We start from the raw sequence: 21,743 nt of genomic DNA, 5'->3' as shown, positions 1-21,743 counted from the left end.
AGAGAGAGAGAGAGAGAGAGAGTACAAAATTATTTGGAACTACCAAATAATTTGCGTTAAAAAAAAGAAAGTTGTTTTTTCTTTGCAGCACATTCTGCACCAAAGAATGTTTGGAGCAATGGTGTAAGCGGCTATGTGAAAAAGCTGATTCCAATCTCTGTCTGTATTTAATTTGTTGGCAAAGATAAGGTTTCTTTTGTATTTTGCAATTTTTTTATAATATATTTCTGCGTATTTTGCAATATTTTAAAAGAAATAAATAATTTATGGTCAATTCCCTATGCGAGTTTTATCGTTGTTTTCCACAGATTGTTGACGCAGTGAGTCAACAATCAGCAAAAGTAGACGCAGTGCGTCAACAATTAGGAAACGTCAACACTATGAGTGGGCAATCTGAGATTGTAAACGCAGTGCGTACAAAATCTAAAGATTCATTTCCGCTTAGCAGAAAAATTCTGCCATGGACGCATTACCGGGAACTGATAAGGGTGGAAGATCCTATTGTGCGTAGGTGGTATGAACAAGAGGCATTGAGGGAGATGTGGAGCACCCGCACCTTGCACCGTAATATTGCCTCACAATATTATAACCGCCTACTCCAATCTGCACATAAAGATAAGGTTGTTGACGAGATGCACAAGCTCACAGCTCCTATGCAACAGGATAAGTTGGAATTTATCAAAAATCCTATGGTGGCAGAGTTTCTTGGCTTGCAGTCGGATGCAGACTTTACAGAGTCTGAACTGGAAGGCAGCATCATTAACCATTTGCAGAAGTTTATTATGGAAATGGGTAAGGGATTTGCCTTCGTAGGAAGACAACAGCACATACGCACGGACATGGGCGACTTCGTTGAACGGCAAATGATTGTTTTTGACAACAAACAACTTTCTATAAACGAAAGAGCCGTGTTACAATAACATAAATTACGCCTCAACCCATCAACCTTTCACTAATTATTATTACCTTTGTGACGTCATATATATCGAAACTAAAAGATTGAATAATAATATGAGTAAACAAGTAGAAAAGATTAAAGAGCTGGTAGCCAAGAGAGAACAAGCTCGTCTTGGCGGTGGCGAGAAAGCGATAGAGAAGCAGCATGCGCGTGGAAAATACACGGCGCGCGAGCGAATTGACATGCTCGTAGACGAGGGTTCGTTCGAAGAATACGACATGTTTAAGCTGCACCGCTGCCACAACTTCGGCATGGAGAAGAAACAGTTCCTGGGCGACGGCGTCGTGACGGGCAGTGCCACCATTGACGGCCGCTTAGTCTACGTTTACGCACAGGACTTCACCGTGAACGGAGGATCGCTCTCATTGACCATGGCTGAAAAGATATGTAAGATTATGGATTTGGCCATGCAGAACGGAGCTCCCGTCATCTGCATGAACGATTCGGGTGGAGCGCGCATCCAAGAAGGCATTTGTGCCTTGGCTGGCTATGGTGAGATATTCGAACGAAACATCCTTGCCAGTGGCGTGGTTCCGCAGATTTCTGCCATCCTTGGCCCTTGCGCAGGTGGTGCCGTGTACTCTCCTGCCCTGACAGACTTTATCATGATGGCCGAAGGAACCAGCTACATGTTCCTCACAGGCCCGAAGGTGGTCAAGACGGTGACTGGCGAAGACATCGACGCCGAACACCTGGGAGGTGCCAGCGTGCATGCCACGAAGAGCGGCGTGACCCACTTTACGGCCAAGAATGATGAGGAAGTGATACAGCTTATCAAGACGCTGCTGACCTATCTTCCCTCCAACAACACCGAAGAGGCACCGCGCGTGGAGAACACAGACCCTGTTGACCGCACGAGTGACTTGCTCAACGAGCTATTGCCCGACGACCCCAACATGGCCTATAATATGTATAAGGTGATTGCTGAGATTACGGACAATGGCGAATTCTTCGAGGTACAGCCCAAATTTGCCAAGAACATCATCACCGGCTTTGCCCGCTTCAACGGACAGAGCGTGGGCATCGTGGCCAACCAGCCACAGGCTTACGCCGGCGTGCTGGACACCAATGCCAGTCGTAAGGGAGCGCGCTTCGTTCGCTTCTGCGACGCCTTCAACATCCCCATTGTTTCATTGGTGGACGTTCCGGGCTTCCTTCCGGGAACCGGTCAGGAGTACAATGCCGTCATCCTGCATGGCGCACAGCTGCTCTACGCCTATGGCGAGGCCACCGTACCAAAGATTACTATCACGCTACGCAAGAGCTATGGCGGAAGTCACATAGTGATGGGATGCAAGCAATTGCGTTCTGACCTCAACTTTGCATGGCCAACAGCCGAGATTGCCGTGATGGGAGCTTCGGGTGCCGTGGCTGTTTTAAGTGCGAAAGAAGCAAAAGCAAAGAAAGAGGCTGGTGAGGACGTGCGTGCCTTCCTGGCCGAGAAGGAAGACGAGTACACAGAACTGTTTGCCAATCCTTATCAGGCAGCTCAGTATGGTTACATAGACGATGTCATCGAACCTCGCAACACACGCTTCCGCATCTGCCGTGGACTGGCACAGCTGGCACACAAGCGACAGAGCCTTCCGGCCAAGAAGCACGGATGCATGCCTATGTAGAAACATCAAGTAGAAGAAAACAGACATGGATAAGAACATTTATGCAGCCATCGCAATGGCTCTCTATGAATATAGGGGAAACAACGTACACGACATCGAATCGGGCAAAATAACCATCAAGCCCAAGCAGAGTATGTGGGACGCTAAATTCGTCTCTTTCACGGAGAAGCCACGATAGTGCGGAGCAAAGTAAACCACTCACCTATTTAAGAGAAAGGAAACACTGATTATGAAAAAATTCAAATACATTATCGACGGCAAGGAATATACAGTCGAGATAGGAAACATCGTCGACAATATCGCACAGGTTATTGTCAATGGTGAAGACTTTAATGTTGAACTTGAGGCAGAACCGGAACCCGAAAAAAAGCCCGTGTTGAACAAACCGGTAGCCAACGAGCCAGAAGAAGAAAGTCAGTCGGCCACCAACGTCAACACCGACCATGCCGTGAAGGCGCCACTCCCTGGCGTTATCACCGACATCTTAGTGCATGTAGGCGACGAGGTGAAAGCCGGCGACACGGTTGTTGTGCTGGAAGCCATGAAGATGGCCAACAACATCGAGGCCGAGAAGGACGGCAAAGTGACGGCCATCTGCATCAAGCAAGGTGAAAGTGTCATGGAAGACACCCCGCTGGTGGTGATAGAATAAACGGCCGCGACGCACTATACACAAGAGACAGGAGGATGTAAAACCACGCAGACAGCATCTCGTTGTAGAGGACAACAGGATGCCATAATGCGTATGGGCACACCACTCACGAGTTCTCATCAAGACAAAACAAGTTTGGATAAACCATAGATGCCTGTACAACCTATTATGCTGCACAGGCATTTATCATAGAAAAGCGGATAAGGAATGTAAAGACAGGTGGCACGCGGAAAGTTTAAAAATAACAAATTGCAAGGACTTGAACACCGAATTAAGAGAATTAACGCCAGTAATTCGATTATTTTTCGTATCTTTGCAGTGGGCGGATGTTGTAGGCTGCAATGTTGGGGAATTGTAACAAGCTGCTATAAAGGTCAGATATTGCAAGCTGCCAAGCTGATGATTTGCATGCCACAGCCATACTGCCAACATTAAACAAGTAAACGCCAAACAAGGACATGACGAAGAAGATTCTATTTATCAACCAAGAGATGACACCTTACGTTCCAGAGACTGAGATGTCGCTCATGGGACGTAACCTTCCTCAGGCCATGCAAGAAAATGATTGCGAAATCAGGACCTTCATGCCAAAATGGGGAAACATTAATGAAAGACGTGGCCAACTGCATGAAGTAATCCGCCTTTCAGGTATGAACCTGATTATTGATGATACCGATCATCCACTGCTCATCAAGGTTGCATCTATTCCGCAAGTGAGAATACAAGTTTACTTTATCGACAACGAAGATTATTTCACAAAGCGACAAATGACGGTAGATGAATCTGGAACGGAATATCCTGACAATGGCGAACGCGCTATTTTCTTTGCACGTGGTGTTCTTGAAACAGTGAAAAAGCTGCGCTGGGTACCCGACATCATTCATTGTCAAGGATGGATGGGAGCCGTGATTCCGCTTTATGTAAAGACAGCCTATAAAGACGAGCCTTCGTTTGCAAACGCCAAGGTAATATCATCCCTATTTCAAACACAACTCAAGACCGACCTGGGAACCAACTTCAAAAGATGCGTGCAGTTTAAAGACGCCAAGCTGGATTTACTCAAGCCATATAATGAGAAGTTCGACTTCTTCGAACTGGGCAAACTGGCCATTGACTATAGTGATGGCATTATCGAGGCTGGCACTGACGTCAACGAAAAGCTCTTGAAGTATTGTGCAGACAAAGAACTGCCATTCTTGAAGTATCCTGGAAGTGATTTCACGAAGGCCTACCAAGAGTTCTATGATCTTGTTTTGCAGAAATAAGCACGTTTGGGTCACAAAAAGACATCCAGAAGCACCAACAGATTCGTTTACAGCACTTAATACAGCTTAAACACAAATGAGAAATAAGATTATTGCAGTTCTTGCATTTGCCGCACTCATGTTCACGGCATGTGACGATACGACCGACAATGTGGGCATATCATTGACCAACTCGTTGGACAATCTACAAATTTCAACCGATACATTCATGGTTTCTACCCGTTCTATCGCGGCAGATTCGGTGTTGTCAAGAAACACCCTGGGATATTTGGGAAAGATTAGAGACCCGGAAACTGGGGGATACATCACCGGAAATTTCATGACCCAATTCCACATTCAGGAAAACTATCAATTTCCTGATGCTGACAAAATGGTCAACAAAGAAGATGGAATGATTGTGGCAGATTCGTGCGAAATCAGACTGTACTACGACAAGTTCTATGGTGACTCGCTGGCGCCTATGAAGCTAACTGCTTACGAAATGAGCAGACCCATGAGCGAAGCTAACACCTATTATTCTAATTTTGACCCTATAGAAAATGGGTATGTCGGCACTAATGGATTACAAGCTGATAAGGTTTACACATTGACAGACCAGCAAATCAGCGAAAAGACCCGATGGGACAAGAACTACACCAACCATATCAAGATTAAGCTGAACCAGCCATACACCGACAAAAACGGCAAAAGATATAAGAACTATGGCACGTATATCCTAAACCAGTATTATCAACATCCTGAATATTTCAAGAATTCCATGACATTTACCCAGCATGTTGTGCCGGGATTCTATTTCAAACACGTCAGTGGTTTAGGTTCGATGGCTTACATATTCAGGACACAACTGAACATTTATTTCAGGTTCGCTAATAAGGACAGCACCTATACAGGAACAGCTTCATTCTCAGGCACCGAAGAGGTATTGCAGACATCAACCATGGTGAATGACCGAAAGACGATTAACGAGTTGGTGAGTGACAAGAACAACACTTACTTAAAATCACCCGCTGGCATCTTCACAGAGATTACAATCCCTGTTGAAGAAATCTGTAAAGGGCATGAAAAAGATTCAATCAACGCTGCAAAAATTCATTTGAAACGAATCAACAATGAGGTTAATTCCAAGTTTGCATTGGACATTCCGAAGACACTCTTGCTGATTCAGAAAGACAGTTTATATACATTCTTTGAGCACAAACGAGTTGCCGACTACAAAACGTCTTTCCTCGCCACGTACGACAGGGCCAACAATGGTTATACCTTCAATAACATTGGAAGTGTCATCAAGGCCATGGCGCGCAACAAGGCTACAGGTAAACAGTCGGAAAATTGGAACAAACTGGTTGTCATACCGGTGACCACGTCTTATTACACGTTCAATCAGACACAGATTCTGACCAACGTAGTACACGACATGTCACTGTCTGGCACTAAACTCTTTGGCGGTTCAAACAAGCAGACGCTGTCTGTCATCTACTCACACTTTAAATAAGTCATGGCAGACAATTATCTGGAACGGAAAAGAAGAGATTACGAGGAGCGGAAGAAAGAATGGATAAAAAAGAAAAAGCTCCATTTAAAACCTCGCCAAAGGCAAGCCAAAAGCAAGTTCACAAAGGTGCAATCATCCACGATGAAAAGTCTGATGTGAAGTTTCAGCCAGGTAAGTCAGAGAGTTGCAGCCAGGTTCCATCTGATTGCATCTCACGATGAATGCCCTTTCCTTGCACATGTAATTCTTGACACAAACACTTACAGTTGGACCTTCAGTCCAACAAGCAATATACAAACTGCGGTTTCTCAAAAAAAGAGGATATGTCCATCAATAGACATATCCTCTTTTTTATGTAATTTACAATTGGCTGTTGTACGTTAGAATGGCAGGTCGTCGGCATTGTCTCCTACCGTTTCAGACTGTGGGGGGAATGGAGCTTGTGCTCCACCTTGCTGTGGGTCAGCCTGCTGTGTAGTCGTGTTATCGGATGTGACTGGTGGCACGGGCGCTCCCTGTACACCGTACGTAGCTGGATCAACCTGACGTACATCGAAAGCACGGATGCTATTGAACCAACGACCATTATATTCGTGAGCATCAATGTCAAACGACACCAACACCTCTTGTCCTACCTGAACGTTAAATCTTTGCAAGCGATCTTCACCAAAAACAGAGAAGACCATCTTGCGAGGATACTGGTCGTGCGTTTCGATGACATATTCCTTCACTTTCCATTCTCCTCTCGCTGACGTCCCACTTTTTTCAGGCATTTCAGCAATAACTTTTCCTTGTAATTCCATTTATAGTGTTTTTTTAAATAAATTATCTGACATGTGTGTCTTCTGTTTTGCGAAATTAGCAAAATACTTCTAAAAAAAGAAACTTTTAGTACCTTTTTTTGTCCAACACAATGCTTTTTTGTATTTTTGTAACTATTAAATACAGACAAACATTTAAAACAATATACCAATGAGATTTACATTATCAAGCAGTGCTTTGAACAGTCGCTTACAAACACTTTCAAAGGTTATCAACAGCAAGAATTCATTACCAATTCTTGACAGTTTTCTCTTCGATATTCAAGATAAACAGCTGAACATTACCGCCAGTGACAGTGAAAATGTCATGCGCACATCATTGCAACTTGATGAATGTGATGGTGAAAGCAAGTTTGCTGTGCCCAGCCGCACCATTCTTGACGCCGTTAAGGAGTTGCCAGAGCAACCGCTGACTTTTGAAGTGGATGTGACCAATTTAACCATTCAGATACAATACCAGAATGGTGTATACAACTTCACTGCTCAAAATGCGGCAGAATATCCCGAATCACAAGCAATACCAGATGGTGCAACCGTCATTACGATGAATGCTGGGATTCTCAATGATAACATCAACCGTTCTCTCTTTGCCACAGCACAAGACGAGCTGAGGCCTGTCATGAACGGTATATATTTCGACCTGACGAGCGACAGTTTGGCAATCGTGGCAAGCGATGGACACAAACTCGTTAGAAACAAAAACTTCAAACTAAAGAGTGAAACGCCGGCATCGTTCATCTTACCCAAGAAACCAGCCATGTTGCTAAGAAACGTTCTGACAAAAGACGAGGGAGATGCAGTCATTAAGTTTGATACGAAGAACGCCGAAATACATTATGCAGGAGGATCATTATCGTGCAGATTGATAGAGGGCAGATACCCTAACTACAACTCTGTCATCCCGCAGGACAATCCCAATCAACTCACCGTCGATCGCAAGGGACTCCTGGGCGCCTTGAGACGCATCCTACCCTTTGCAAGTGAAAGCAGCCAACTGGTACGGCTTCATTTGGAAACTGGTAAACTGGAGCTCTCTTCAGAAGACATAGACTTTGCGACAAGTGCCAAGGAAAGCATCGTTTGCGACTACTCCGGACAAACCATGAACATTGGTTTCAAGGGCAGTTCGTTGACAGAGATTCTCACCAACCTTGAAAGTGAAGATGTAACAATACAACTGGCTGATCCAAGCCGTGCAGGTGTCATTGTCCCGACGACACAGGAGGAAGACGAAGACATCCTGATGCTCATTATGCCAATGCTGCTTAATGACTGATATGCAGCTATTCGCATGACGCAAAACATATCTACCCAGTAAAGAAAACTATTATTTCGATATCGGGTAGATATTTCCATTTTATTCATAGACAAGTCACTTAAAAATGAAACTGAATTTAAAGAAACCAATCATAGTTTTTGACCTCGAGACAACAGGACTTGACTTAGTAAAAGACCGTATCATCCAAATATCTTACATCAAAGTATTTCCAGACGGAAAAGAAGAGCGCGAGAACATTCTTGTCAATCCTGAAAAGAACATACCTCTCGAGGTTTCTGCATTGACGGGCATTACCAACGAAGATGTAGCAGATGCACCCAAGTTCCAAGATATAGCGCAAAAGTTAGCAGAAGAATTTAAAGGTTGTGATTTTGCAGGCTACAATTCGAATCACTTTGACATACCTATACTGGCTGAAGAATTCCTGCGTGCAGGCATTGACTTCGATTTCAGTAAAAGCAATTTGGTTGATGCCCAAGCTATCTTTCACAAGATGGAGCGACGCAACCTGGCAGCAGCATACAAATTCTATTGTGGCCGGAAAATGGAAGACGACTTTGAAGCCCATCGGGCAGACCAAGATGCAGAGGTTACCTATCGTGTATTGATGGGACAACTAGACAAATACAACCCCGAAACAGCCGAAGAAGCAGACAGAGCATTGCCCAACGACATGAAATACTTGGCCGAATTCTCCAAGATGAATGACAATGTCGATTTTGCCGGCCGTATAGTTTGGCGAGACATGAAAGGTGCTGACGGCAAGGTGTTGACCACAGAAGACGGTTCACCCATGAGACAAGAAGTGTTCAACTTCGGTAAATATAAAGGTTGTGCCGTGACAGAAGTTCTTCTAAAAGATCCAGGTTATTACAGTTGGATGTTATCCAATGACTTTACCAACAACACGAAACAGGTGCTCACCCGTATACGCTTACGAGAGTTTAACAAGAAATAAGAACGATTGGCGCACTGATTTTTTGACAGATGAAGAAGTTTGTATCCCTCCTCATATTCAGTCTTTTCTTGGCTGCTGGCGTCTATTCGCCGGTATACAGTCAGGAATTGAATGCGCGTATCCATATCAACCACAACCAAATACAAGGTACGGATGCCAGCATTTTTGAAAACTTGGAGCAGACACTCACTAGATTCATCAATGACCGGCAGTGGACCAACCTGAAGTTCCAACGCATAGAACGCATTCCATGTAATTTCAACATTACGGTGACCAAATACGATCAAGCCACAAACATGTTCACTTGTCGGGCATTGATACAAGCCAATAGGCCCGTATTCAACTCTGCTTACACCACTACATTATATAATAATACAGATAACGACTTTAATTTTGAGTTTGCCCAATTCGATCAACTCGAATTCAATGAAGAGTCCATCAATAACCAGCTCACTGCTTTGATTGCCTATTATGCTTATCTCATCATTGGATTGAATCTAGACTCCTTCTCCCCCATGGGCGGTGAAGACATACTGCAAAGATGCCTCAACCTAACCAATAATGCGCAGAATCTTAATTTTACGGGTTGGAAATCATTCGACGACAGCCGAAACCGTTTTGCCATCATTAACGACTACATGGATAGCGCCATGTCACCCTTCCGCCAACTGCAATACGATTATTTCAGAAACGGTTTAGACCAAATGGCCACAAACGTTGAGCGAGGAAGAACAAACATCACAACCGCATTGGAAGAGGGATTGAAAAAAAGTCACGAAAACAGACCGTTAAGCTTGTTGCCACAGATATGGACCGATTATAAGCGTGATGAACTGGCTAATATCTACAGCGGAAAAGGAACTCAGAAAGAGAAAGAACGGGTTTACGAAATACTGTTTTCCATCAACGCTTCCCAAAACAATGCATGGGAAAAAATCAAAGAATAAAGATGCTGAAGCAATTACATATTCAAAACTTTACGCTGATTGATGAACTTGACATCAACTTTCATCCGGGATTTTCCGTCATTACGGGCGAAACAGGAGCAGGCAAAAGCATCATACTTGGGGCCATTGGCCTCTTGAAGGGCAATCGAGCCGACACAAAACTCATCAGATCTGGAAAGGAAAAATGCCTGATTGAAGCTCATTTTGATGTCAGCAAATACAATCTTCTCCACTTTTTCGAAGAGAATGACATCGATGATGATGCAACTGACTGTATCGTGAGAAGGGAAATCTACAGCTCAGGAAAGAGCAGGGCCTTTATCAACGACACCCCTGTACCTCTTGCTACCATGAAAGAATTGGGGGAACAATTGATTGATATCCATTCACAGCATCAAAACCTTTTGCTCAACCAGGAAGACTTTCAACTACAAGTTGTCGACATCATTACGCAGGACAGCAAGAGTTTGGCCCAATATCAGACTTGTTATCAAGAATACAAGAAGGCTGCTGAACAGTTGGAAGAATTGAAAGCTGACATTGCAAAAAGTCGAGAAAACGAAGAGTTCTTACGCTTTCAGTATGGTGAACTCGCACAAGCACAACTTGTTGAGGGAGAACAGGAAACCATCGAACAGGAACTTGCCACGCTCGAACATGCAGAAGAAATCAAGACTGCCCTGTATCAGTCAGAACAGTTGCTGTCCGCAGAATCTGTTGGCATCATCGAAGCACTGAGAACGATTACTCAACAACTGGATGGTATCAAGGAAGTTTACTCACCCATCGAAGATGTTGCACAAAGAACTGAAAGCTGTTATATCGAACTAAAAGATATAGAGAACGAGATTCAGAACAAAACCGAAAACATTGACTTCGACCCTCAACAGCTGGCAAAACTTCAAGAGCGAATTGATTTAATCAATGCATTGGAGCACAAATTCCATGTGGAATCCGTTACCGAATTACTCACTCAACAAAAGTTAATAAAAAAACAACTGGAGCATATTGACCATAGTGACGAAGAACTACAAAAACTACAAGCACATGTTGACCAACTGCTCATAGAATGTACGAAGAAAGCCAATCAACTGACAACAATAAGACAAAAAGCCGCCAAAGCTATTGAAAAGGAAATGTCGAGTCGCTTGGTACCTCTTGGTATTCCTAAAATCCGTTTCAAAGTTGAAATCACCCAGAAACCATTGGGAAACAAAGGGCAAGATGGCGTTTCTTTCATGTTTAGCGCCAACACCAATTCACCCTTATTACCCGTATCACAAGTTGCTTCCGGTGGTGAGATAGCGCGCGTCATGCTGTCATTAAAGGCTATGATTAGCGGGGCTGTCAAACTTCCTACCATCATTTTTGACGAAATAGATACGGGCGTGAGTGGTAGTGTTGCCGAGAAAATGGCATACATCATGGACGAAATGGGTAAGGATGGCCGACAAGTCATCAGTATAACTCATCTTCCACAAATCGCTGCCCTTGGAGAAACCCACTATAAGGTAAGCAAGTCTGAGTCAAAAGACAGTACGGTAAGCAACATGTATGAACTTAACCAAGACCAACGTGTACAGGAAGTGGCTCAGATGCTGAGTGGAAGTAATGTCACTGAAGCAGCGCTTGCCAACGCACGCGAACTTTTAAATATGAAATAAATAGCACAATGATACATCCAATACAATCAAGAACAATTCTAACCCTCACCACCCTCATTGCCTTGCTACTAGGGGGGCATTCCCAGGTTAACGCACAGTCTGCAAATGTAAAAAAGGCAGCAAAATCGGTTTTCTCATTAACTACGTTCAAAGCCGATGGAACACTGCTTAGTTCAACACGCGGTGTATTTGTTGGAGAAAATGGGGAAGCCATCAGTACATGGAAACCTTTTGTGGGAGCCGACAGTGCTGTAGTGATTGATGCTCAAGGCAAGGCCATGACAGTTGACGTTATGATTGGAGCGAACGAACTATATGACGTATGCAAGTTTAAAGTAGCAGGAAACACCACTCCTGCAAAAATTGCTGCGTCTACCTCGAAGGCGAATGAGAAAGTATCTGTCGTAGGCTATTCCATCAAATCACTTGATATCAAGCAAATTCCTATCCAAAAGGTAGAAACCTTTATGGATAAGTACGCCTATTATATCTTCTCTTCCGAAGCGCCGGCGAACAAGGAGGGCTGCCCTTTTGTGAATGCGAAGGGTGAGGTCATTGGTATATTGCAACATGCCAACAGTGCCGATGAGACACATGCTGTGGATGCAAAGTTCATGAACGACATGAAAGTAAACACCGGACTCAGCATTGCTGACCCTGTATTGCGACAAACTTCTATACGCACACAAATGCCAAGTAAGGAGTCAGATGCGCTGGTCATGCTGATGATGTCAAGAGAACAGAATCATAAGAACTATCTCAAATATGTGCAAGACTTTAAACGACTGTTCCCGCAATCTGTCGATGGATATGTAGCGCAAGCAAATATTTTTGCCAGCAAAGGGCTACTTTCACAGGCTGCCGACGAGATGGAAACGGCAATTAAGCAAGCGAAAAACAAGGATGTAGCTCACTCCGAGTATGCCAAACTCATCTATCAGCAACAACTTTATCAGCCCGACTCCACCTTTACGCAATGGTCATTAGATAAGGCACTTGATGAAGCCACACAAGCAAACAACATCAATCCACTTCCTGTGTACCAGCACCAACAAGCACAGATTATTTTTACCAAAGGAAATTATCAAAAGGCCTATGACATGTTCATGGCGCTAACGAAAACATCGTTACGCTCTGGTGAACTATTTTACGAAGCAGCACAGGCAAAAACTCAACTCAAAGCTGATGAGAAAGAGATTCTAACCTTACTGGATAGTGCCGTTGCAGCCTGTCCACAGCCTTTGACACCAGTGGCTGCTCCCTATGTGTTGGCACGCGGTGTAGCTTACGACCAGATTGGAGAATACAAAAAAGCATTGGCAGATTATAATCAATATGACACGTTGATGCTGGGCAGAGCCAGTCACGAATTTTATTACACGCGCTATAAGTGCAATTCACAGTTGCGAAGATATCAACAGGCATTGAACGACATTGCTCATGCAGCCGTATTGAACCGACAAGAACCTACGTACTTAGCAGAGATGGCTTCGCTACAATTGAAAGTAAATTTATACGAAGACGCTATCAAAACGGCCGATTTATGCATCTCCCTCGCACCAAGTTATGCCGATGCCTATCTCATTAAAGGATTAGCGCAAGTACAAAATAAGCAAAAGAAAGAAGGACTGGAAACCTTGAATAAAGCGAAGGAATTAGGCGATGCCAGAGCCAAAGACTTTATCGACAAATACAAATAAAGCTACTTCTCTTTATGTAAGGTCGTCAACAAACACACACGGCTCTTTCAGTTGAGCAAGGATGCTCGATGTAAAAAACAAGCATGCCCATTAGTAGGTACGCGAATGGAATTGCTATTTGCGACACGATATAAAAATAAGGCTGGTTGGCAATCAACGAAACCTGACTATGTTAATAAATCTTTCATTTGTTAACTCAATTCGTTTTCTTTGACAAAACAAAATTGAAAAATAGAAAAAATCTGGAGATCTTTTAGACGTTCAAAGCCTTAAATTCACGATCTTGTAACTTATTCACATGGAATAAAGCAGCTATTAGCATGCTTTTAACGTCTAATCTGCAACCTATAGCTGCCCAATCTGCATCATATCGAAGCTCTTTTTTTGCACAACAAAAGGCGTTTTTGTCCCAAACACTTTGCTTTTTGATTTCGTTTGAGACTTAAAAATAGCATAAGACGCTAACAGACAAACAGATAACAAAACATCCCAATTATTCGCATATTTACAACACACGAACAAGTTCGTTGAAAAAACGCCCAGCATTTGTGTTAAACCCAAATCGGTCATTAGGATTTCTCTGTGTCGTACGGCAAAGAGAAATCCTTTAATCTTTTCCATATGGACAAGAATGATTGTCGTGTTTTTAGTGATCTGGCCAAATATAGGATATGCTTGTCTTTTGTTCTCCCCAAGTAGGCTGGCGTTGATAGCAATTCGTACCGAATTGTCTTCAGAAATTTCTTCTTGTTGGAATTAATCGGAGCGTTTCCGACAAACTTCTTCTCAGAAAGAGAGCTATCATTGAAACGGTGAACGATGAGCTCAAGAACATTGCCCAAGTAGAACACTCCAGACATAGATGCTTCGACAATTTCATCGTCAATATATTGGGAGCTGTTGCTGCATATTGCTTATTCCCAAAGAAGCCGTGCATCAATGTACAAAGGACATTCGATACACAGCTCACTTTATTCTAAATTCGTTGTAACTATTCAGCAATCAATATTTATTGAGTAATGTTGATAATCAGCGAGTTACAAGAATAAATACATGAGAATTTTGGCAAATAGTATCATTTTTGAGTATTCTACTATAATAGTAAGTCTGCAAGTTGCTGATATTCAATGTCTATGATTGCTGAATAGTTACAATTCGTTAAACTCACGTTAATTAATATTAATATATCGGTTTATTTTCTAAACTTATTTGATTTATAATATAAACTTATTTATATTTGCATTGTGATCACAAGTAAACTGTATTGTAAAACATTTAATGAATTGTGAATATGGAAGCTGCAAGCGAGAAAAATGAATTGACTGCCGAGCGCAGTCTGGAGATTATCAGTCGTACATTGGAGGAAAGTCGCCGGACGATTACCCGAGGTAGCTGGAAGAGTATGATGCTCTGGGGCATCAGTGTGATGGTGATTGCCCTGGTGGTTGGCCATTTTTGGGCGCATTCCTCTATGGGGCCTGGTGCCAACGGGCTGTGGGGAACCCTGGGATTGGTGAGTCTTGGTGAGCGATGGGCTAACCGAAATAAGCCCAAACTGTCCGAAACTTTCGTGAGCAAGACCTTAGGATATGTATGGGGTTCAATGGGTGTGATGGCAGGTACATTAGGTTTTGTATTGGGAATGATAGCTTTCTTCCAGATTCATGTGCCGGTTTTAGTGCCCGACGCTGCATCGCAAGTTCATACCTATTATGTTCCTATTACTGCCATTATTATTTTGTTGATGGGTATTGCGGGTATGACTAGTGGCAAGATACTCGACAGTAAGATTATTACCTATTGCGGTTTTATAGCCGGTATGGTGGGGTGTATGTTAGCACTGGTGATGCCTGGCCCTACGGAGATGCTGGTATTGGCCGGTGTTAGTGCCGTGGGACTGATCTTGCCAGCTTGGATTATCAAGCAGAAGGAGGTGTGACGGCATGTTGAAACCATTGAATCCATTGCTTCATAGTGAACTCCGATTAGCCGTGATGTCGCTGTTGATGGGCGTAGACGAGGCCGATTTCGTCTATCTTCGTGAACAGACCGGCGCCACGGCGGGCAATCTGAGTGTGCAGATAGACAAGCTTTCCACCGCCGGTTACATCGAAGTTGAGAAGGGTTTTCAGGGAAAGCGCCCCCGAACCACCTGCAAGCTCACCGCCGAAGGTATTAAAGCCTTTGAAGAATACGTTGAGGCGCTCAAGGAATATATACAAAGGTAAAAAAGTATAAGGGTAAAAAGGGAAAAACTTTATGTGAGATGGGAAGGTAAAAACGGGACATTTAAGGTGTATAATGGGGATATGTGAACTCTTAAACCCAAATCGGTCATTAGGATTTCTCTGTGTCGTACGGCAAAGAGAAATCCTTTAATTTTTTCCATATGGATAAGAATGATTGTCGTGTTTTTAGTGATCTGGCCAAATATAGGATATGCTTGTCTTTTGTTCTCCCCAAATAGGCTGGCGTTGATAGCAATTCGTACCGAATTGTCTTCAGAAATTTCTTCTTGTTGGAATTAATCAGCGCATGTCTGAATAACGACATAAAGAACTTATCTTGACTTTTTTCTCTTTATCACTTTTTTCATCAAAATCACAATAAATGCCATATAATTCCATGCTTGCCAACTGGTCAAGGTAACATCAAATCTGTTCAAAATACTTCTGTATGAATCCAACCATGCAGTAGTTTTTCTCTTTCAGTTTTCTAACAAGTTGTTGACCGATGGGTTTCACTTCTTCGATGATGTCAGAACAAAGTTTTCGTGTCATCTGAACGGACATCCCCACCTCAATAAAATCTTCTTCAGTGGGATTTGTTTTGAAACAGACCGTGGAGGCATGCTGGCCTAAAGGGCTGTCATGGGTCATGTCGTATGCAGGGGAGAGTTTCCACTTTCCATTAATATAGAGAAAGGAGAAATTCCGCGCATGATCGTCGAAATTCTCCGCATAGTAGTTGAACGCCATCCTTCGGAATTGCTGTTCCACCTCCATGGGATCTTGCGTGATATAGCCTGTCAATGCGAGCAACGTTTTATAGTCCATCTTGGGTGGGTTGATACTTTCGTTGAGCAATCCACTGGCTGTAACCATGTGGATGCGCTCGCCATTGGGAGTCTGGTCGAAACGTTCCTCGCCAAAATATCTACCATTGAAGAGCTTGAACCGTGGTACGGTGATGCCTGCTTCCTTGGCAGCTTGGTTGTACATGAATTCTATGATTCCCGACTCTATGGGATCGTTGAGGTGACGGAACTTGACAATCCATCCACGCCCATCTTCCCACAAGAGTATCTTGGGGCGTACACCTCCTGAGTTTCCGCTGTGGGCGTATAGCATGCCTGCATTTTTATCTGTCTTGCCCGACAGGATGTCCGTGGCTGCCTGCTGCACCGCATCAAGGTCGACGATATCTTGCGACGTTGTAATTTTGTTGTCTGGGACGTAGCACAAGGCACCCATGCCGGATGAACCAACGATGCTCAATTTTTGCAAAGTGTTAAGGCCATAGTAGTTGATGCCTTGCTTCTTTAAATTCTTCTGTAGCATGTATTCGCCATAGCCTCCGGGTAAGCAGTCCTCAAACACACCGAAGTTGCCTTGGAAAGGCAGATAGTCGGCCTCGAACAAATCCGGCTTCAACGGCAGTTTTAATGGTGATATGGAAAAACCAGTGTCAAGCCATTCCCTGTCATACTGAAAAAGACAGGTATCGTTGACTCCCGTAGTCAGTCTTCCAACCAGGCGTCCGTGATACAACACTTTCAAGGACTCAAACGCTCTCATCGGTTCCTCGCTTTCTGTTTTTGTTCTTGTTAATCCGAATCATTTCGTCAAGGCTTGAATACTTGGGCTTGCCTATCAACTCCATCATATCGTCCGCATAGCCCAGTACACGGACAATCTTCACGAAGCTGGTAAGGGAAATCGCCCCAGTATGCTCAAACAGCTGTATCGTGGACAGTGGTACACCACTTGTCTCTGCCAGTGTTTTCTGAGAGATGTTCTTTTCCAGCCGACGTAATCGGCAGTTGCTTGACAGTCGTTTGAGGATGTCTTCAGTTGATATAGGTTCAAAAATGTACATTATAGTAACCTCTATGTTAGTTGTTATATTAAATATTACTATTTAATAACTATTGTATTAGTTACTGCAAATATAATGATTTGATTTCGTTTCTGCAAGAAGACATGAATTATTTTGGGTCTTCCGAAATTTGGAGTGATGGACCATAAGTTCTTATATTCATATAGTTACACAGTAATAGCCTAAACTAAAAGCCTATAAAAAGCCATTTTATTAAAACAAAAATTATAATTCAAGCTTTTTCTAAAGCCTGCATTAACGAACTTCTGTGCAACATCGTTAAATCCTTCTATATAAAGGATTTGTAATGGGGGATTGGCATCTTCTACGACAATGTTGATTATCAAATTGCTCCATGATTGAAAATAATCCCCCAAAAGGAGTGAGTTTCTCAGATTTAATTTGTATATTTGCCATGTCTATCGTTGAATACTCTTGCTTATTTTGCAACACTAAGATAAGTGAATTCTTCGACTTGGCAAAATCCTGGGCAACTTTTTGTTGATCAGGTACTTAAAAAGTTTAATTGATAATAGTGTTGCGGAATTAAGGGAGGCGACTTTTTTATGAAATTTTTAGGAAAATTAATGGATTCTTATCCTACATATTATAAAATAGTAGGTATTCTTATACTTATGTTTCTTTTATATAAGTTTGGATATTTATTTGGCAAGTTTGTTGCAAATATCAATTTATAAACTGTGTACTGATTATTTTTAAAGCTCAGCATATTTGTAAAGCCTCAAATCCCGCAATAAGGACGTTCAAGGGCTTAGTTGCGGATTTGAGGCTTTATATATAGAATACGGTGTTACTTTCTTTTTATAACCAATATGTGTACAAGTCATATCACCCTTGATACCGATTGTAATTCGAGGGATAATTGTCCGTTTCTATCTGTTAAAGTGAAGATACTATCCACGCATACTGTTACATATTCTATACCTATGTTATTTTTGTCTTTTACAACACCTTAATCTTTGTCTGGCCATTAGTGCCACAAACACTAACAACAACAAATAAATACAAACAGATTATTTTATTCATTTTGGATTTTCCGCATGGAAATCGAAAATCAATCCAACAAAGTAGAGGCCCTCACCCTACTCAATGTTTCGGGAGTCATCTGTAAATAGTTGGCAATATAGGTCAAAGGAGCTCGCAAGATAACTTGGGGAGACAGTTTACACATCCGCTTGTATCTATTCTGCGCTGACTCAAACCGGATTAAATCGGCATGAACCTGCGAAATAATCAAACTTTCTTCCAATATCTTTCGATACATCATTTGAATATTCACATGATGCAGAGATATCAGCTCCAACTTATCTTTGGGCATGGCATAAACAATGGAAGCCTCAAGTGCTTCTATTTGAAGGTGACTGGGCTGCTCTTTGAACAAACTCTCAATACACATAAAGATGGTGTGGTCTTCGCCTAAATGTTCTGTTAATTCTTTGTCGTTCTTGAAATAAAACTGACGTATCAATCCCTTGTCGAGATAGTAAATATTGCGACACACTTCTCCCTCACGGAGAATCATTTCACCTTTCGCAAATTTCATGGGAACGAGAATGCTTTCAAGTGCATCCAACTCCTCGTGTGTCATCGTACTGTATCTACGTGCCAATTCCCTTGCAATATCACGAGGTGTATTAACAGGTTCTTTCATTTGTCTGGTATTGAAAAGTTATTAATCTTCAGTTTGCGTTAAACATCAATCTAGTTTCAGCACGGCAAGGAACGCTTTCTGCGGAACTTCAACATTTCCAATCTGTTTCATGCGTTTCTTTCCTTTCTTTTGCTTCTCCAACAATTTACGTTTTCTGCTCACGTCGCCACCGTAACATTTAGCGGTTACATCCTTACGGACGCATTTCACGGTTTCCCTGGCGACGATTTTCCCTCCGATGGCAGCTTGAATGGCTATGTCGAACTGCTGTCTTGGTATCAAGTCTTTGAGTTTTTCACACATTCTTCTACCCAAACTCACAGCATTGTCCTGATGCGTCAAGGTAGACAGCGCATCCACAGGCTCTCCATTGAGCAAGATGTCGAGCTTGGCCAACTTTGAGGGTCGGAACGAGTCTACGTGATAATCGAACGATGCATAACCCTTTGAGATGGATTTCAACTTATCGTAGAAATCGATAACAATTTCTCCTAACGGTATCATGAAATGCAATTCCACGCGATTTCCAGATATGAACTCCTGCTTAACCAGCTCGCCTCTCTTCTCCAAACAGAGCGTCATGATGGGACCAATGTAGTTGGCATCCGTAATAATAGTAGCTCGAATATAGGGTTCTTCAATATGTTCAATCATCGTTGCTTCTGGCAAACCAGACGGATTATGAACTTCCTTTGCATCTCCGTGCTTGTCGTAAACCATATAAGATACGTTGGGCACAGTTGTAATCACCTCCATGTTGAACTCTCTATCCAAACGTTCTTGCACGATTTCCATGTGCAAGAGTCCTAAGAATCCACATCTGAAACCAAAGCCAAGTGCCACAGACGATTCAGGAGAGAACGACAATGAGGCATCATTGAGTTGAAGTTTTTCAAGAGATGTTCGCAAGTTTTCGTAGTCATTAGGATCGATGGGATAAACACCTGCAAACACCATGGGCTTCACCTCCTGGAAACCAGCAATAGCCTTTTCGCAGGGACGGTTTACATGGGTGATGGTATCTCCCACTTTCACCTCCTTCGCATCTTTTATGCCGCTGATGATATAGCCTACTTCTCCGGTTTTCATTTCTCGCCGGGGAACCATATTCATCTTAAGAATGCCAATTTCATCGGCATCATATTCCATTCCCGTGTTATAAAACTTTACCTTATCGCCCTGCTTGATGCATCCATTTTCTATTTTAAAATAGGCAATGATACCACGAAAGCTGTTAAAAACAGAGTCGAAAATTAATGCCTGGAGTGGAGCTTTCTCATCCCCCACAGGATGTGGAACGCGTTGCACCACAGCATCTAATATATCGCTAACACCCTCACCTGTCTTACCAGATGCGCGAATAATATCAGAACGGTCACACCCTATCAATTCTACGATTTCATCTTCAACCTCTTCTGGCATGGCAGAAGGCATGTCAATCTTGTTGATGACAGGGATAATCTCGAGGTCATGCTCGATGGCCATATATAGATTAGAGATGGTCTGCGCTTGCACACCTTGCGTAGCGTCGACAACCAGCAAAGCACCCTCGCATGCAGCGATACTTCTACTTACCTCATAAGAAAAGTCCACGTGACCCGGAGTATCAATCAAATTTAATATATAATTATGTCCCTCATATTGATATTCCATTTGGATAGCGTGGCTTTTAATCGTGATGCCGCGTTCTTTTTCCAAATCCATGTCATCAAGCATCTGTCCACCAGTTACTTGAATCGTTTTAGTATATTCCAGCAATCGATCTGCCAATGTTGATTTTCCATGATCAATATGGGCAATGATGCAAAAGTTTCTTATTTGATCCATCAGATATTTTCGTTATCGTATCAAAGATTGTACTACCGCTATAAAGGAAGTTCAATCGTTAGTTTAAAAGAGTGAAATCAATCCTTTTGTTAGTAAATAGTGCCATGAATTTCATTATGTTCGTCAAACTGATTCAAAGGCCTCCAATCTTATGCAAAGATAACTATTTAAAACCATATATCAACGAACGAAATGATAAAATTAGTAAAAACTTTGTATCTTTGCAGTGGATAGAATCCGCCCAAACATAACTGAAAAAACTAGCTTTTCACTCGGCACATACGAGCTTCGAAATGCTTATAATGTAAGAATACATGAAAAAATTATTCATCGCTATTTTATTAATCCCCATGCTGTCTTCATGTCATGAGAGTCTGGAAGACAGATGCGCAAGAGAAGCCAAGGAATATACGGATAAATACTGCCCTACCCCAGTTGTTAATGGCACAAGGACGGACAGTGTGACCTTTCAAAAAGACACCAAGACCTACACTTACCACTGTTCATTTGTTGGTGAATTGGACAATGCGCAAATTGTAGCACAGAACAGGGATAAAATACACCAACTCATGGTGAAGGAAATTAAGGACAATACAAGTATTAAGAAACTAAAAGAAGCAAAATATAATTTTGCCTACATAGTGCATTCAGATAAAGAACCACAGAAAATATTATATCAGCAAACAATACGCACAAAGGATTATCAGTAAATTCTATCAGATTTCTAAAGACAGCATCCCCACCTGAAAATGAAATAACATATTGACTGAAAAATTATGATCTATACAGTA

General features: G+C 42.5%; 20 protein-coding genes and 3 pseudogenes. 16 read left to right on the top strand and 7 right to left on the bottom strand.

The genetic code is table 11. The features are described 5' to 3' along the window. Window positions 1-266 precede the first annotated feature (266 nt). The 7 genes from HMPREF0650_RS12810 (at window position 267) to HMPREF0650_RS13280 (ending at window position 6,207) form a co-directional block, all read left to right on the top strand. Window positions 267-920 carry a PDDEXK nuclease domain-containing protein gene (locus tag HMPREF0650_RS12810; RefSeq protein ID WP_004350059.1) on the top strand — a complete coding sequence of 218 codons (654 nt, stop codon included), beginning with the start codon at window positions 267-269 and terminating at the stop codon, window positions 918-920. A gap of 91 nt (window positions 921-1,011) precedes the next feature. Next, the gene (locus HMPREF0650_RS08565) at window positions 1,012-2,577 is read left to right on the top strand and encodes an acyl-CoA carboxylase subunit beta (protein WP_004350058.1); all 1,566 of its coding nucleotides are present in this window, start codon (window positions 1,012-1,014) and stop codon (window positions 2,575-2,577) included. Between the two features lie 25 nt (window positions 2,578-2,602). Further along, complete coding sequence (locus HMPREF0650_RS13340; RefSeq protein WP_004350057.1) at window positions 2,603-2,755, top strand: hypothetical protein; 153 nt, start codon at window positions 2,603-2,605, stop codon at window positions 2,753-2,755. A 51-nt stretch (window positions 2,756-2,806) separates the two neighbouring features. After that, entirely contained in the window at window positions 2,807-3,229 is a 423-nt protein-coding gene (locus HMPREF0650_RS08560) for a biotin/lipoyl-containing protein (protein ID WP_004350056.1), read from the top strand. A 458-nt stretch (window positions 3,230-3,687) separates the two neighbouring features. Next, complete coding sequence (locus tag HMPREF0650_RS08555) at window positions 3,688-4,494, top strand: glycogen/starch synthase (protein WP_004350054.1); 807 nt, start codon at window positions 3,688-3,690, stop codon at window positions 4,492-4,494. A 76-nt stretch (window positions 4,495-4,570) separates the two neighbouring features. After that, a complete protein-coding gene (locus HMPREF0650_RS08550; protein WP_004350052.1) occupies window positions 4,571-5,986 on the top strand; it encodes a DUF4270 domain-containing protein in 1,416 nt (471 codons plus the stop codon). A gap of 59 nt (window positions 5,987-6,045) precedes the next feature. After that, window positions 6,046-6,207, top strand: coding sequence for a hypothetical protein (locus HMPREF0650_RS13280; RefSeq protein ID WP_162013132.1), 162 nt, complete (start codon window positions 6,046-6,048; stop codon window positions 6,205-6,207). 159 nt (window positions 6,208-6,366) lie between these two features. On the opposite strand, the gene HMPREF0650_RS08545 is transcribed toward HMPREF0650_RS13280, so the two are convergent. Further along, complete coding sequence (locus HMPREF0650_RS08545) at window positions 6,367-6,789, bottom strand: DUF3127 domain-containing protein (RefSeq protein WP_004350051.1); 423 nt, start codon at window positions 6,787-6,789, stop codon at window positions 6,367-6,369. A 169-nt stretch (window positions 6,790-6,958) separates the two neighbouring features. Here HMPREF0650_RS08545 and dnaN point away from each other — a divergent pair, with 169 nt between their 5' ends. From dnaN to HMPREF0650_RS08520, 5 genes are all read left to right on the top strand, one after another. Then, window positions 6,959-8,083, top strand: coding sequence for a DNA polymerase III subunit beta (dnaN, locus tag HMPREF0650_RS08540; RefSeq protein WP_004350049.1), 1,125 nt, complete (start codon window positions 6,959-6,961; stop codon window positions 8,081-8,083). Window positions 8,084-8,189: 106 nt separating this feature from the next. Next, window positions 8,190-9,044, top strand: a complete 855-nt coding sequence (locus HMPREF0650_RS08535; protein WP_004350048.1) for a 3'-5' exonuclease — start codon at window positions 8,190-8,192, stop codon at window positions 9,042-9,044. 29 nt (window positions 9,045-9,073) lie between these two features. Next, complete coding sequence (porD, locus tag HMPREF0650_RS08530) at window positions 9,074-9,991, top strand: type IX secretion system protein PorD (RefSeq protein WP_004350047.1); 918 nt, start codon at window positions 9,074-9,076, stop codon at window positions 9,989-9,991. A gap of 2 nt (window positions 9,992-9,993) precedes the next feature. Continuing rightward, complete coding sequence (recN, locus tag HMPREF0650_RS08525; protein WP_004350045.1) at window positions 9,994-11,655, top strand: DNA repair protein RecN; 1,662 nt, start codon at window positions 9,994-9,996, stop codon at window positions 11,653-11,655. A gap of 8 nt (window positions 11,656-11,663) precedes the next feature. Beyond that, the gene (locus HMPREF0650_RS08520) at window positions 11,664-13,355 is read left to right on the top strand and encodes a tetratricopeptide repeat protein (protein WP_004350044.1); all 1,692 of its coding nucleotides are present in this window, start codon (window positions 11,664-11,666) and stop codon (window positions 13,353-13,355) included. A gap of 569 nt (window positions 13,356-13,924) precedes the next feature. Here HMPREF0650_RS08520 and HMPREF0650_RS13815 read toward each other — a convergent pair. Continuing rightward, a pseudogene (locus tag HMPREF0650_RS13815) lies at window positions 13,925-14,125 on the bottom strand (IS1380 family transposase); the annotation flags it as partial. Here HMPREF0650_RS13815 and HMPREF0650_RS12805 point away from each other — a divergent pair. From HMPREF0650_RS12805 to HMPREF0650_RS08500, 3 genes and pseudogenes are all read left to right on the top strand, one after another. Next, a pseudogene (locus tag HMPREF0650_RS12805) lies at window positions 14,126-14,335 on the top strand (transposase); the annotation flags it as partial. A gap of 311 nt (window positions 14,336-14,646) precedes the next feature. Further along, on the top strand, window positions 14,647-15,294 hold the full coding sequence (locus tag HMPREF0650_RS08505) for a hypothetical protein (protein WP_004350043.1): 648 nt from the start codon (window positions 14,647-14,649) through the stop codon (window positions 15,292-15,294). A gap of 4 nt (window positions 15,295-15,298) precedes the next feature. Beyond that, window positions 15,299-15,583 (top strand): winged helix-turn-helix domain-containing protein, encoded by a 285-nt coding sequence (locus HMPREF0650_RS08500; RefSeq protein WP_004350042.1) that lies wholly within the window; start codon window positions 15,299-15,301, stop codon window positions 15,581-15,583. Between the two features lie 109 nt (window positions 15,584-15,692). Here HMPREF0650_RS08500 and HMPREF0650_RS13810 read toward each other — a convergent pair. The 5 genes and pseudogenes from HMPREF0650_RS13810 to lepA form a co-directional block, all read right to left on the bottom strand. Continuing rightward, window positions 15,693-15,911 (bottom strand): annotated as a pseudogene (locus HMPREF0650_RS13810) (IS1380 family transposase); the annotation flags it as partial. Window positions 15,912-16,006: 95 nt separating this feature from the next. After that, complete coding sequence (locus tag HMPREF0650_RS08495) at window positions 16,007-17,152, bottom strand: type II toxin-antitoxin system HipA family toxin (RefSeq protein ID WP_004350041.1); 1,146 nt, start codon at window positions 17,150-17,152, stop codon at window positions 16,007-16,009. Further along, window positions 17,139-17,453: a helix-turn-helix domain-containing protein gene (locus HMPREF0650_RS08490; RefSeq protein ID WP_040562975.1), complete on the bottom strand. Its 315-nt coding sequence runs from the start codon at window positions 17,451-17,453 to the stop codon at window positions 17,139-17,141. The genes HMPREF0650_RS08495 and HMPREF0650_RS08490 overlap by 14 nt, the downstream gene beginning before the upstream one ends. Before the next feature lie 1,075 nt (window positions 17,454-18,528). Beyond that, window positions 18,529-19,125 carry a Crp/Fnr family transcriptional regulator gene (locus tag HMPREF0650_RS08485; RefSeq protein ID WP_004350036.1) on the bottom strand — a complete coding sequence of 199 codons (597 nt, stop codon included), beginning with the start codon at window positions 19,123-19,125 and terminating at the stop codon, window positions 18,529-18,531. A 45-nt stretch (window positions 19,126-19,170) separates the two neighbouring features. Continuing rightward, the gene (lepA, locus tag HMPREF0650_RS08480; protein WP_004350034.1) at window positions 19,171-20,952 is read right to left on the bottom strand and encodes a translation elongation factor 4; all 1,782 of its coding nucleotides are present in this window, start codon (window positions 20,950-20,952) and stop codon (window positions 19,171-19,173) included. A gap of 314 nt (window positions 20,953-21,266) precedes the next feature. Here lepA and HMPREF0650_RS08475 point away from each other — a divergent pair, with 314 nt between their 5' ends. Then, entirely contained in the window at window positions 21,267-21,662 is a 396-nt protein-coding gene (locus HMPREF0650_RS08475) for a DUF8479 domain-containing protein (RefSeq protein ID WP_004350031.1), read from the top strand. Window positions 21,663-21,743 lie beyond the last annotated feature (81 nt).

Source organism: Hoylesella buccalis ATCC 35310 (assembly GCF_000177075.1).
Lineage (GTDB): Bacteria > Bacteroidota > Bacteroidia > Bacteroidales > Bacteroidaceae > Prevotella > Prevotella buccalis.
Note: the sequence above shows the minus strand (reverse complement) of the source record. Positions and strands in the feature narration are given on the sequence as shown.

What these genes read in the sequence shown, in the direction of transcription:
- HMPREF0650_RS12810 (WP_004350059.1), top strand. Translation starts at nt 267, where the DNA reads ATGGTCAATTCCCTATGCGAGTTTTATCGTTGTTTTCCACAGATTGTT.
- HMPREF0650_RS08565 (WP_004350058.1), top strand. Translation starts at nt 1,012, where the DNA reads ATGAGTAAACAAGTAGAAAAGATTAAAGAGCTGGTAGCCAAGAGAGAA.
- HMPREF0650_RS13340 (WP_004350057.1), top strand. Translation starts at nt 2,603, where the DNA reads ATGGATAAGAACATTTATGCAGCCATCGCAATGGCTCTCTATGAATAT.
- HMPREF0650_RS08560 (WP_004350056.1), top strand. Translation starts at nt 2,807, where the DNA reads ATGAAAAAATTCAAATACATTATCGACGGCAAGGAATATACAGTCGAG.
- HMPREF0650_RS08555 (WP_004350054.1), top strand. Translation starts at nt 3,688, where the DNA reads ATGACGAAGAAGATTCTATTTATCAACCAAGAGATGACACCTTACGTT.
- HMPREF0650_RS08550 (WP_004350052.1), top strand. Translation starts at nt 4,571, where the DNA reads ATGAGAAATAAGATTATTGCAGTTCTTGCATTTGCCGCACTCATGTTC.
- HMPREF0650_RS13280 (WP_162013132.1), top strand. Translation starts at nt 6,046, where the DNA reads ATGGATAAAAAAGAAAAAGCTCCATTTAAAACCTCGCCAAAGGCAAGC.
- HMPREF0650_RS08545 (WP_004350051.1), bottom strand. Translation starts at nt 6,789, where the DNA reads ATGGAATTACAAGGAAAAGTTATTGCTGAAATGCCTGAAAAAAGTGGG.
- dnaN (WP_004350049.1), top strand. Translation starts at nt 6,959, where the DNA reads ATGAGATTTACATTATCAAGCAGTGCTTTGAACAGTCGCTTACAAACA.
- HMPREF0650_RS08535 (WP_004350048.1), top strand. Translation starts at nt 8,190, where the DNA reads ATGAAACTGAATTTAAAGAAACCAATCATAGTTTTTGACCTCGAGACA.
- porD (WP_004350047.1), top strand. Translation starts at nt 9,074, where the DNA reads ATGAAGAAGTTTGTATCCCTCCTCATATTCAGTCTTTTCTTGGCTGCT.
- recN (WP_004350045.1), top strand. Translation starts at nt 9,994, where the DNA reads ATGCTGAAGCAATTACATATTCAAAACTTTACGCTGATTGATGAACTT.
- HMPREF0650_RS08520 (WP_004350044.1), top strand. Translation starts at nt 11,664, where the DNA reads ATGATACATCCAATACAATCAAGAACAATTCTAACCCTCACCACCCTC.
- HMPREF0650_RS08505 (WP_004350043.1), top strand. Translation starts at nt 14,647, where the DNA reads ATGGAAGCTGCAAGCGAGAAAAATGAATTGACTGCCGAGCGCAGTCTG.
- HMPREF0650_RS08500 (WP_004350042.1), top strand. Translation starts at nt 15,299, where the DNA reads ATGTTGAAACCATTGAATCCATTGCTTCATAGTGAACTCCGATTAGCC.
- HMPREF0650_RS08495 (WP_004350041.1), bottom strand. Translation starts at nt 17,152, where the DNA reads ATGAGAGCGTTTGAGTCCTTGAAAGTGTTGTATCACGGACGCCTGGTT.
- HMPREF0650_RS08490 (WP_040562975.1), bottom strand. Translation starts at nt 17,453, where the DNA reads ATGTACATTTTTGAACCTATATCAACTGAAGACATCCTCAAACGACTG.
- HMPREF0650_RS08485 (WP_004350036.1), bottom strand. Translation starts at nt 19,125, where the DNA reads ATGAAAGAACCTGTTAATACACCTCGTGATATTGCAAGGGAATTGGCA.
- lepA (WP_004350034.1), bottom strand. Translation starts at nt 20,952, where the DNA reads ATGGATCAAATAAGAAACTTTTGCATCATTGCCCATATTGATCATGGA.
- HMPREF0650_RS08475 (WP_004350031.1), top strand. Translation starts at nt 21,267, where the DNA reads ATGAAAAAATTATTCATCGCTATTTTATTAATCCCCATGCTGTCTTCA.